The following is an 11869-nucleotide window of genomic DNA, read 5'->3' as shown; positions in this document are numbered from 1 at the left end:
GAGGATGGCCGGCGGCGGCGCGGGGGGCAGGGCGCGCGGCGCCGGCGGCACGCCGGGCTGCGCCGCCGGCCGCGGTGCCGCGCTGCGCAGCGGCGCCGGCGGCGCGGAAGCCACTGGCGCGGCGGCCGTCACCCGGCGCAGCGCCACGGGGCAGGCGTGCAGCGTGATGCCCAGCGGCCGCAGTTGCTCGCGCAACGCCGCGGTGGCGGGGCTGTCGGCGTCCAGGCCATGCATCAGCGCCAGCACCGGGCCGCCGGCGGCGCGCTGCAGCCGCTGCAGGAAGTCGGCCTGCGCGCCCGGCTGGCCGGACGCCAGCGGCAACCACAGCAGGCTGCCGCGCAGGCTCAGCGCCACCAGCAGCCGCGACGGCGCAGCGCCGGCCTCGCCCACGCGCAGCTCGCCGCACCAGTACAGGGCCGCATGCTGCTGCCGCGCCTGGCGCACCCGCTGCGGCAATGTTTCTTGCAGCCATTGCTGCGTGGCCGGCGTGTCGGCCGCGTCCTGCAGCGGGCACAGGCGCAGGCCCCAGCGCTCCAGGTAGCGCGTGACGGTGCGCTCGCCCAGCGCCACGCCCAGCTCCTGCTGCACCCAGCGCCCCAGCGCCTCGCGCTGCCACAGCGGCGTGCCCGGCGCGCTGGCCTCGGGCGGCTGCGTCAGCACCAGGCGGCGCAGCGCCTGCTCCTGCGCCGCGCTCAGGGCCCGACCTTCGCCCTGCTGGCGCCCGCGCCCGCGCACCGCCACCGCGCTCCAGCCGCCGGCCAGGAAAGCCTTGTGCGCGGCAATGACGGTCGGCGCGCTCAGGCCGGTTTCGGCCCGGATCTGCTGCAGCGAGCGGCCCTCCAGGCGCAGCTCCACCGCGCGGCGCCGCCGCGCATTGAGCTGCTGGACGCTCGACTCCAGAACGACGCTATCTTCAGCCACTGAAATTTAAATATGACTATTCGTCATTAAGCATTTAATGTGCTTAATTATAGGAGGAGCTGCCGATCCGGCTGTTTCGGCACCCAACTTGATCGCGGGGTGATGGCCGGAGCCGGCGCAAGCGCCTCGCGGCCACGTCCTGGCTGTCCGTCGCGGTGCCCCACGCGCCGCGTCCGCACTCCTGACGTGGCATGAGCCGGCGGCCTGCACCCCGCGCGTCGTGTACCCGGGCTGGGCTGCGGCATCGACGCTGTCCGGCCCGGGCCGGTGGCCATGGCGGCAAAAGGGATTCCCGAAGATGGGCAAGCCACCAATTTGCGGTGCCGGGGCAGTGCGAGAAATATTTCAAAAAGAAAACACGGCGGTGCCTCGCCGAAAATTTGTCTTAAACCCCTGCTGTTGTTGCGGAAAATCCGGCTGTCAGTGCCTGCAACCAAATTGATGTATCTTTTTGTGCCGCCTGCCGAGGCCTGTTCTATATGGCGAACGCAATGTCTGCCATCATTTGTAAATGGCTGAAAGATATTGCAAATTCGCGCCGCCCATCTGCGTCATGCGATTACGGGGTTGACCCTAGGTGGCCGGAGAATCAGATTGGAGTAGCCGTTCCGGCGTGAAAACATGTCCCGTTATTTTTCAGCAAGGACGATTCAAATGAAGTTTCGTGCGATTGCATGGGTGGCTGCCGCAGTATTTTTACCCTCGGCGCACGCCCTCGACTACAGTTGGGATAACCATGGAGATACGGAAACCTTCGTCAGGAATGTCGGCAAGAGCGTCACTTTCATGGACGACGCCCGCTATATCCTGACGCCGCTGCAGAGCGGCACCACCGGGGTCAAGGCCACTTTTGCGCTGACCCGGGGCACCATCGGTTCGCTGAAGGTCGATTTCTATGGGGATTATTATGGGCCCGACAAATATCTGGGCTCATTTGTGGGCGATCTTTCCAAAGGCCCGCTGACCTTCAGTTTCGAGCATATCGAGGGCCGCAAGAAATACTATTACCTGATCACCGGCACCACGGGCGCCAGCGGGGCCGGCTATACGCTGACCTCGAATCTCGTGGCGGACAGCGCGCTCGGTCATGTGGCTGCGCCGGTGCCCGAGCCGGCGAGTTACGCGATGTTTGCCCTGGGTGCGGCGCTGCTGCCGCTGGCGCGCCGCATGCGCCAGCGCCGCTCGGCCAAGTAAATCGCGTTTTGTTTTCAGGCACCGCGGCGGCTGCCGGGACGGCAGCCCATGCCGCGGTGGCTGGGCGCGCGGTGCACGCCGTGGTGGTGTGGCCGCCGCGCCGCGGCCTCTTATCAGCGGCCCGGGCGGCGCAGGCCCAGCAGGGCCGCCGCGCCCAGCAGCAGGTACATCGCCAGGCTCCAGAACTCGTAGGGCAGGCCCAGCAGGTCCACCGCGGCGTCGGCGCAGCTGGCGCGGGGCTGGAAGATCTCAGGCAGGCTGGCGTCCAGGCCGAGCATGGCGATGATCCGGTCGGCCAGCGTCAGGTTGCAGGAGGTGGAGCTGGCCGCCACGAAGTGCTGCCACAGCGCCGCGCCCACGCCCAGCAGCGCCAGCACCAGCACCAGCCCCAGGCCCATGGCGCGCAGCAGCCGCGCCTGCGCCGTCCAGGCCGCCAGCCCGGCCAGCGCGATCAGGGCGAAGATCAGCCGCTGCAGCACGCACCAGGGGCAGGGCTCCATGCCGAACACATGCTGCGACACCAGTGCCGCGCCGATGGCCCCCGCGCTGGCGAGCGTGATCAGCCCGGGCAGCGGGTCGCGCCACATCGAGGCGCTGCTGCCCGCGGAGGGCGAAGCGAGGTTCATTGCACTTCGGCGATCAGCTCGATCTCCACGCAGGCGCCCAGCGGCAGCTGCGCCACGCCGAAGGCGCTGCGGGCATGCGCGCCGACTTCAGGCCCGAACACCTCGCCCAGCAGGTTGGAGCATCCGTTGGTCACCAGGTGCTGCTCGGTGTAGGTGGGCGCGCTGTTGACCAGGCTCAGCACCTTGACGATGCGCGCCACGCGCGAGAGGTCGCCCACGGCCGCCTGCAGCGTGCCCAGCAGGTCGATGGCCACCGCGCGCGCCGCGGCGGCACCTTCCTCGGTGCCCATGTCGGCGCCGAGCTGGCCAACCCAGGGTTTCCCATCTTTCTTGGCGATGTGGCCGGAGAGAAAGACCAGCTTGCCGCTTTGCACGAAGGGCACGTAAGCGGCGGCGGGCACCGCCACCGGCGGCAGCGTGATGCCCAGGGCATTCAGACGGTCTTGGACAGTGGACATGGCAAAGCCTGTGCAGGGGGTGAAAAAGGCGCGGAATCCTACACCGCCCTTTTGGGGGGACGGCCAGGGCCTGCGCCTGGCCGCCCTGGCCGCGGCAGGGCTGCTGGGCACGGCATGGCAGCTCCAGCAGCCGCGGCTGTGGTCCACGGCGCTGGATGCCGCGCTCCTGATCGTGGCGCCCCTGCTGCTGCTGGTGGGTTGGCGGTTGCGCCGGCATCGAGGCGCGTTCGTCCTGGCGCTGGCGGCCCTGGCCGCGCTGGGCGCCGCCAACGCCAGCCTGCAGGCGCGCGCCCGCCTGGCCGATGCCCTGGCGCCGGAACTGGAGCGGCAGCCGGTCGAGCTCACCGGGCTGGTGGCGGAGCTGCCGCAGGACAGCGCCGAAGGGCTGCGCTTCGTGCTGGCGGTGGAGCAGGCGCGGCGCGCTGACGGCACGGCCGCCGCAGTGCCGCACCAGGTGTCGCTGGCCTGGAGCCGTGGCGGGCCGGACGAGCCGGCGCTGTCCGCACCCGGCACCACGCTGCGCGCCGGGCAGCGCTGGCGGCTGTGGGCGCGGCTGCAGGCGCCGCATGCGCTGCTCAATCCACACGGCTTCGACGGCGAGCTGTGGCTGTTCGAGCGCGGCATCCGCGCCACGGGCAGCGTGCGCGCCGAGCCCGCGGCGCCGCGGCTGCTGGACGAGGCCGCGGGCTATCCCATCCAGCGCGCGCGCCAGCGGGTGCGCGACGCCATCGAGGCGCAGGTGGACGATGCCCGCGCCGCCGGCGTGCTCGCCGCGCTGGCCGTGGGCGACCAGGCCGCCATCGACCGCGCCGACTGGGCGCTGTTTCGCGCCACCGGCACGGCGCACCTGATGGCGATCAGCGGCCTGCACATCACCATGTTCGCCTGGCCGGCGGCGCTGGCCGTGGGCGCGGCCTGGCGGCGCGGCCCGGTGCTGCGCTGGTGGCCGGCGCCGCGCGCGGCACTGTGGGGCGGCGTGGCGCTGGCTGCCGCCTACGCGCTGCTGGCGGGCTGGGGCGTGCCGGCGCAGCGCACGGTGTGGATGCTGGCCAGCGCCGCGCTGCTGCAGGCGCTGGGGTTGCATTGGCCCTGGCCGCTGCGGCTCATGGCAGCGGCGCTGGTGGTCGGCGCGCTGGACCCCTGGGCGCTGCTGCAGCCGGGCTTCTGGCTGTCCTTCGCGGCCGTGGGCCTGCTGATGGCCTCGGAGCCGGCGCGGCCGGCCGTGAGCGAGAGCACCGGTGCCGCGGCCGATGCGCCGGCCGACAGCCCGGCCGTCGGCCTGGCCCGGCGCGGCGCCGCGCTGCTGCGCGCCGGGCTGCGCACGCAGCTCATTGCCACCGTCGGGCTGGCGCCGCTGACGCTGCTGCTGTTCCAGCAGGTGTCGGTGGTGGGATTGGCGGCCAACCTGCTGGCCATCCCGCTGGTGACGCTGGTGATCACGCCGCTGGCGCTGCTGGGCGTGCTGTGGGCGCCGCTGTGGAGCGTGGCGGCGGCGCTGCTGTCGGCGCTGGTGGCGGTGTTGTCAGCGCTGGCTGCCGTGCCGGGGGCGGTGTGGAGTGCCGCGGCGGCGCCGGCCTGGGTCCAGGCGGCGGGACTGCTGGCCGGGCTGCTGCTGGTGGTGCCCTTGCCGTGGCGGCTGCGCCTGCTGGGCCTGCCGCTGCTGCTGCCCCTGGTGCTGCCGCCGCCGCAGCGCCCGCCCCCGGGGCAGTTCGAGGTGCTCGCCGCCGACGTGGGGCAGGGCAGCGCGGTGCTGATCCGTACCCACGACTCGCTGCTGCTCTACGACAGCGGCCCGCAGTACGGCCCCGGGCGCGATGCCGGGCAACGCGTGCTGACGCCGCTGCTGCAGGCCCTGGGCGAGCGCCGCATCGACACCCTGGTGCTCAGCCACCGCGACATGGACCATGCCGGCGGCGGCGCCTCGCTGCTGGCTGCCTTCCCGGTCGGGGAACTGCTGAGCTCGCTGGAGCCGCAGCACCCGCTGCGCCAGGGCGGCACGCCGCACCGGCGCTGCGAGGCCGGCCAGCAGTGGCAGCGCGACGGCGTGAGCTTCACCGTGCTGCACCCCGGCGCCGCGGCCTACGCGCAGCCGCGCCTGCCCACCAACGCGCTGAGCTGCGTGCTGCAGGTCCGCGATGCCGCCGGGCGCCGCCTGCTGCTCACCGGCGACATCGGCGCGGCGCAGGAGGCGGCGCTGCTGGAGCGCGACCCTGCCGCGCTGCGCAGCGCGCTGCTGCTGGTGCCGCACCACGGCAGCCGCGGCTCCAGCAGCGCGGGCTTTGTCGATGCGGTGTCACCGGCCGTGGCCGTGATCCAGGCCGGCCACCACAACCGCTTCGGCCATCCGGCGCCCGAAGTGGTGCAGCGGCTGCAAGCCCTCGGCACCGAGGTGGTGCAGAGCCCGGACTGCGGCGCCTGGCATTGGCGGGACGGCCAAGCCGCCTGCGAGCGCGCACTGCAGCCGCGCTACTGGCGCCACCGCTTGCGCTGAGCATCGAGCCACCGCCGGGCGGCCGGGGATAACCCGGGTGCAACAATTGCATTCCCACTCGTTCTTTCATTGAAGAGGGAACGTCGTCGTGTCCATCCATGTCGCGCTGCACCACGTCACGCATTACCGCTATGACCGTCGCGTGGGCCTGTCGCCGCAACTGGTGCGCCTGCGTCCGGCACCGCATTGCCGCACGCCCATCCTGAGTTACGCGCTGCGCGTGGAGCCCGCCCAGCACTTCATCAACTGGCAGCAGGACCCGTTCTCCAACCACGTGGCGCGGCTGGTGTTCCCGGAGCCGACCACGGAGTTCAAGGTCACCGTCGATCTCGTGGCCGAGATGTCGGTGTTCAACCCCTTCGACTTCTTCCTGGAGCCGCAGGCCGAGAAGTTCCCCTTCGGCTACAGCGAGGACAGCGCGCGCGACCTCGTGCCCTACCTGGCCACCCTCCCGCTGACACCGCGCCTGGCCGCCTTCGTCGAGGCCGTCCCGCGCGAGCCGCAGCCCACGGTCAACTTCCTGGTCGATCTGAACCGGCGCGTGCAGCAGGAGGTGGGCTACCTCATCCGCCTGGAGCCGGGCGTGCAGACGCCCGAGGAGACGCTGGAAAAGAAAAGCGGCTCATGCCGCGACTCGGCCTGGCTGCTGGTGCAGGTGCTGCGCCGGCTCGGCCTGGCCGCGCGCTTCGTCTCGGGCTACCTGATCCAGCTCGTGCCCGACGTGAAGGCGCTGGACGGCCCCTCCGGCGCCGAGGCCGACTTCACCGACCTGCATGCCTGGTGCGAGGTCTACCTGCCCGGCGCGGGCTGGATCGGCCTGGACCCGACCTCGGGGCTGCTGGCCGGCGAGGGCCACATTCCCGTGGCCTGCACGCCCGAGCCCTCCACGGCGGCGCCGATCAGCGGCGCGGTGGGCCAGTGCGAGGTCGAGTTCGAGCACCACATGGCCGTCTCGCGCATCCACGAGTCGCCGCGCGTGACCCAGCCCTACACCGAGGCGCAGTGGAGCGAGCTGCTGGCGCTGGGCGCGCAGGTGGACGAGCGGCTGCAGGCGCAGGACGTGCGGCTGACCATGGGCGGCGAGCCCACCTTCGTGTCGGTGGACGACCGCGACGGCGCCGAATGGAACACCGACGCCCTGGGCCCGACCAAGCGCGGTCGCGCCCTGGAATTGCTGCACCGCTTGCATGCCGAGTACGGCCAAGGTGGTTTCCTGCACTTCGGCCAGGGCAAGTGGTACCCGGGCGAGCAGCTGCCGCGCTGGGCCATGACCATCGCCTGGCGCGCCGATGGCGAGCCCTGCTGGCGCGACCCCGGCCTCTTCGCCGACGAGCGCGAGCCGCAACCCTACACCTGGGCCGACGCGCAGCGCTTCATCACCCGGCTGGCGGCGCGGCTGGCGGTCCAGGCCGAGCATGTCATGCCCGGCTACGAGGACAGCTGGTACCACCTCTGGCGCGAGCGCCGGCTGCCGGTGAACGTCGATCCCTTCGACGCCAAGCTCGATGACGAACTGGAGCGCGTGCGGCTGCGTCGCGTCTTCGCGCAGGGTCTGGACCACGTGGTGGGCTACGCGCTGCCGCTGCGCCGCGACGGCGCCGCCTGGGCCAGCGGCCCCTGGTTCCTGCGCGACGAGAGGATGTACCTGCTGCCCGGCGACTCGCCCATGGGTTTCAGGCTGCCGCTGGACTCGCTGCCCTGGGCCTCGCTGGAGGACCGGGAGCAGGACTTCATGCCCGACCCCTTCGCGCCGCGCGGCCCGCTGCCCCCGGCCAACGTGCCGGTGCAGCAGCGCCCCGGCTACGACGCGCACCATGTCGGCACCGGCTGGGCCGAGGGCGGCACCGTGGCGCTGCAGGGCCAGCCCTGGCCCGGTGAGGGGCAAGGCTTTGATGGCGGGTCGGGCGCCGCCGGCGGGGTCGGTGACGCGCTCGGCGCCGGCACGGGCACCCTTGGGAAAGACGGCCGCTTTGCCAGCGCCCAGGTGCAGCAGGCCACGCCCGCGCGCCACGAGTCGGCCTCCGGGATCACGCGCACCGCGCTGTGCGTGGAGGTGCGCGACACCGCGCGCGCCAACGGCCCCAAGGCCGAGCTGGCATCCAAGGCGAGCACCGGCGCGATCCATGTCTTCATGCCGCCGCTGCAGCACCTGGAGGACTACCTGGCGCTGCTGTCCCAGGTGGAGGCCACTGCGGCGGAGCTGGGCGTGCGCATCGTGCTGGAGGGCTACCCGGCGCCGCGCGATCCACGTTTGAAAATCCTGCAGGTCACGCCCGATCCGGGCGTCATCGAGGTCAACATCCACCCGTCCCGCAGCTGGGACGAGCTGGTCGCCCACACCGAGTTTCTCTACGACGCGGCGCACCAGAGCCGGCTGTCCACTGAAAAATTCATGCTCGACGGGCGCCACACCGGCACGGGTGGTGGCAACCACCTGGTGCTGGGCGGCGCCACGCCGGCGGACAGCCCCTTCCTGCGCCGCCCGGACCTGCTGGCCAGCCTGCTCACCTACTGGCACAACCACCCGAGCCTGAGCTACCTGTTCAGCGGCCTCTTCATCGGCCCGACCAGCCAGGCGCCGCGCTTCGACGAGGCGCGCGACGACCAGGTCTACGAGCTAGAGATCGCGCTGGCCGAGCTGGAGCGCCAGAGCGCCAGCCCGGCGGGCGTGGCGCCCTGGCTGGTGGACCGTCTGTTCCGCAACCTGCTCATCGACGTCACCGGCAACACGCACCGCGCCGAGTTCTGCATCGACAAGCTCTATTCGCCCGACGGCCCCACCGGCCGGCTGGGGCTGCTGGAGCTGCGCGCGTTCGAGATGCCGCCACATGCGCGCATGAGCCTGGCGCAGCAGCTGCTGCTGCGCGCGCTGGTGGCGTGGTTCTGGCGCGAGCCCTGCCGCGGCCGCGGCGACACGCGCCTGACGCGCTGGGGCACGGCGCTGCACGACCGTTTCACCTTGCCGACCTTCGTGCGCATGGATTTCGACGACGTGCTGGCCGACCTGAAGGCGGCGGGTTTCAGCTTTGATCCGGCCTGGTTCGGGCCGCATTTCGAGTTCCGCTTCCCCGTCATCGGCAGCATGGCCACGCAGGGCACGGAGCTGGAGCTGCGCACGGCGCTGGAGCCCTGGCACGTGATGGGCGAGGAGGGCGCTGCCGGCGGCACGGTGCGCTACGTGGACTCCTCGCTGGAGCGGCTGGAGGTGAAGGTCAGCGGGCTCAACGGCAACCGGCATGTGGTCACGGTCAACGGGCGTGCGCTGCCGCTGCAGCCCACGGGCCGCGTGGGCGAGTTCGTCTGCGGCGTGCGCTACCGCGCCTGGCAGCCGCCCTCGGCGCTGCACCCGACCATCGGCGTGCACGCGCCGCTGACTTTCGACCTGGTGGACCGCTGGATGTCACGCTCGGTGGGCGGCTGCCGCTACCACGTGGCGCATCCGGGCGGGCGCAACTACGAGACCTTCCCGGTCAACGCCTACGAGGCCGAGAGCCGGCGCCTGGCGCGCTTCTTCAAGCTGGAGCACACGCCCGGCCGCCTGGAGGTGGCGCCGGCGCGGCCGAGCCTGGAGTTCCCGTTCACGCTGGACTTGCGCACCCCGGGATGAGCCGATGAGCGCCGTCACGCCCCACAGCCGCCCGCGCGCGGCCGCCAGCGCCGCCGACTGGCTGGCGCGGCTGCCGCCCACCGGCACGCTGGACGAGTGGCGCGCGCCGGACCGCAGCCTCAGCCCTTCCTGGCAGCGCTTCCTGGCCACGCTGCCGGCGCGGCCGCAGGCCTTCAGCGCCGAGCTGCAGCGCCGCGCCCAGCAGCTGGCGCAGCAGCTGCGCACCGACGCCACCACACACAACGTACACGGTACGGAACAGTCGTTGTCGTGGACGCCGGAGCTGCTGCCGCTGGTCATGGAGCCGGCCGACTGGGCCGCCATCGAGCGCGGCGTGGCACAGCGCGCGCAGCTCCTGCAGCTCATCCTGGCCGATGCCTACGGCGAGCAGCGCCTGCTGCAGCGCGCGTTGCTGCCGCCGGCACTGCTGTTCCGCCACCCGGGCTACCTGCGCCCGCTGCACGGCTTCACGCCGCCGGGCGGGCAGTTCCTGCACGTGGTGGCCTTCGAGCTGGCGCGCGGGCCCGACGGGCGCTGGTGGGTGACGGCGCAGCGCACGCGCGGCCCCGCCGGGCTGGGCCATGTGCTGCAGCACCGGCTGATCGTGTCGCGGCTCTTTCCCGAGGCGTATGAGCAGCTGCGGGTGCAGCACATGGCGTCGAGCTTCCGGCGGCTGCTGCAGTCGCTGCGCGCGCAGGCGGCGCTGGCCGCGGGCGATGCGCATCCGCGCCTGGCGCTGCTCACGCCCGGGCCGGACGCGCCGGGCTATTTCGAGCATGCCTACCTGGCGCGCTACCTGGGCCTGCCGCTGGTGGAGGGCGGCGACCTCACGGTGCGCGGCGAGCGCCTGTACCTGAAGATGCTCGAAGGCCTGGCGCCGGTGCACGGGCTGCTGCGCCTGATTGACGACGCCCAGTGCGACCCGCTGGAGCAGGAGGAGCACGCCGGCGACCAGGGCGTGCCCGGGCTGCTGCAGGTGCTGCGTGCCGGGCGGCTGGCGTTGGCCAATGCGCCGGGCAGCGGCTTCCTGGAGTCGCCCGCGCTGTCGGGCTTCCTGCCCGGCATCGCGCAGGCCCTGCTGGGGCAGCCGCTGCTGCTGCCCACGCTGGCTTCCTGGTGGTGCGGTGAGGCGGCGGCCTGGCAAGGCGTGCAGCCGCATTTGCCGAAGCTGTGCATGCGCCCCAGCTTCGGGCCCGATGGCGGTGCGCTGCGCCCCGACGCGGGGCGCATCCAGGAGGACCCCGAGGCCTGGACGCTGCAGGAGCATCCCGGGCGCTCGCGGGCCCTGCGCTGGCGCGAGGGCCGGCTGGAGGCGGTGCCGGTGGGACTGCGCGTCTACGCCGTGGCCGACGGCGCGGGCCACTGGCAAGTGCTGCCCAGCGGGCTGGCGCGCGTCACGGGCGAGGCCGACGCGCCGCTGCTGCCCGGCGGCGGCAGCGCGCTGGACCTCTGGGTGCGCACCGACGGCACGGTGGACACCTTCAGCATGCTCACGCGGCGCCTGGGCGTGGACGACATCCTGGCGCGCCGTGGCCCGGTGGCCAGCCGCACGGCCGAGAGCCTGTACTGGCTAGGCCGCTACACCGAGCGTGCCGAGCAGGCGGTGCGGCTGGCGCGCGCGGCGCTGCGGCGCACCCAGGAGGGCGAGCCCTCGCCGCCGGTGCTGCGTGCGCTGCGCGCGCTGCTGCAGCGCGCCGGGCTGCTGGGCGCGCAGGCGCCGGCCGGGGCGCGCACGAGCCTGCAGCGCGCGCTGGTCAAGGCCCTGGCCGAGGACAACGGCGTGGGCGCGCAGCTGGCGGCGCTGTCGCGCTCGGCGGGCAGCCTGCGCGAGCGGCTCTCGCCCGAGCAGTGGGGCCTGATGCGGCGCATGGGCCGCGACCTGCATGCGGCGCTGCTGCCACAGGGCCGGGCCGCGCCCGGCGCGGCGGAGGTGCTGCGCGCACTGGACGCGGTGGCGGTGCAGCTGGCCGCCGTCACCGGCGCGCAGTCCGACCGCATGACGCGCGACTTCGGCTGGCGGCTGCTGGCCGTGGGCCGCCATCTGGAACGCCTGGTCAGCCATGCCACGCAGTTCGGCGTGCTGCTGCGCGAGGGCGCGCTGGGCCAGCCCGAGGGCAACGCGCTGCTGCTGGAGCTCTACGACAGCACCATCACCTTCCGCGCCCGCTACCAGCAGCACCAGGACCTGATCGCGCTGGTGGACCTGCTGGTGCTGGACGACAACAACCCGCGCGCCTGGGCCTGCGTGCTGCGCCGGCTGCGCACCGAGCTGCGCAAGCTGCCCATCGCGCCCGAGGTGGCCGACGAGCTGCTGGCCGGCCTGCCCGCCCAGGGGCCGGGGCTGACGCTGCAGGCCATCAGCGGGCTCGATGACGAGGCCCTGCGCCAGTCCCTGGCCGCGCTGTCCACGCAGCTTGCCGCCGCCGGCGCGCAGCTCTCCGACGACATCGGCAAGCGTTTTTTTGCCCATGTGAGCGACCCGCTGCAGACCCATGAGCCCGCCTGACGAATCCCTGCCGGCCATGCCCGGGGCCTGCCCTGCCGCTCCCCCGCCCAAGGCTCCAGTGCTCGC

At 72.8% G+C, this 11869-nt stretch carries 6 protein-coding genes and 1 pseudogene; 4 read left to right on the top strand and 3 right to left on the bottom strand.

Going from position 1 to position 11869, the window contains the following annotated elements; all coding sequences use genetic code 11:
• Positions 1–525 precede the first annotated feature (525 nt).
• Positions 526–660, bottom strand: a pseudogene (locus tag HHL10_RS31245) (winged helix-turn-helix domain-containing protein); the annotation flags it as partial.
• An 882-nt stretch (positions 661–1542) separates the two neighbouring features.
• Between HHL10_RS31245 and HHL10_RS21300 the strand changes: the two are divergent.
• A complete protein-coding gene (locus tag HHL10_RS21300; RefSeq protein WP_169162413.1) occupies positions 1543–2115 on the top strand; it encodes a PEP-CTERM sorting domain-containing protein in 573 nt (190 codons plus the stop codon).
• A 113-nt stretch (positions 2116–2228) separates the two neighbouring features.
• Here HHL10_RS21300 and HHL10_RS21295 read toward each other — a convergent pair whose 3' ends face one another.
• Positions 2229–2741, bottom strand: a complete 513-nt coding sequence (locus tag HHL10_RS21295) for a disulfide bond formation protein B (protein WP_235971699.1) — start codon at positions 2739–2741, stop codon at positions 2229–2231.
• The gene (locus HHL10_RS21290; RefSeq protein ID WP_169162412.1) at positions 2738–3199 is read right to left on the bottom strand and encodes a RidA family protein; all 462 of its coding nucleotides are present in this window, start codon (positions 3197–3199) and stop codon (positions 2738–2740) included. The genes HHL10_RS21295 and HHL10_RS21290 overlap by 4 nt, the downstream gene beginning before the upstream one ends.
• On the opposite strand from HHL10_RS21290, the gene HHL10_RS21285 reads away from it, so the two are divergent.
• The 3 genes from HHL10_RS21285 (at position 3198) to HHL10_RS21275 (ending at position 11803) form a co-directional block, all read left to right on the top strand.
• A complete protein-coding gene (locus tag HHL10_RS21285; RefSeq protein WP_169162411.1) occupies positions 3198–5690 on the top strand; it encodes a DNA internalization-related competence protein ComEC/Rec2 in 2493 nt (830 codons plus the stop codon). The genes HHL10_RS21290 and HHL10_RS21285 overlap by 2 nt on opposite strands.
• Before the next feature lie 88 nt (positions 5691–5778).
• Positions 5779–9297 (top strand): transglutaminase family protein, encoded by a 3519-nt coding sequence (locus HHL10_RS21280; protein WP_169162410.1) that lies wholly within the window; start codon positions 5779–5781, stop codon positions 9295–9297.
• Between the two features lie 4 nt (positions 9298–9301).
• Positions 9302–11803, top strand: coding sequence for a circularly permuted type 2 ATP-grasp protein (locus tag HHL10_RS21275; RefSeq protein ID WP_169162409.1), 2502 nt, complete (start codon positions 9302–9304; stop codon positions 11801–11803).
• Positions 11804–11869 lie beyond the last annotated feature (66 nt).

It is taken from the genome of Azohydromonas caseinilytica, assembly GCF_012927045.1.
In the GTDB taxonomy this organism is placed as follows: domain Bacteria; phylum Pseudomonadota; class Gammaproteobacteria; order Burkholderiales; family Burkholderiaceae_C; genus Azohydromonas; species Azohydromonas caseinilytica.
Note: the sequence above shows the minus strand (reverse complement) of the source record. Positions and strands in the feature narration are given on the sequence as shown.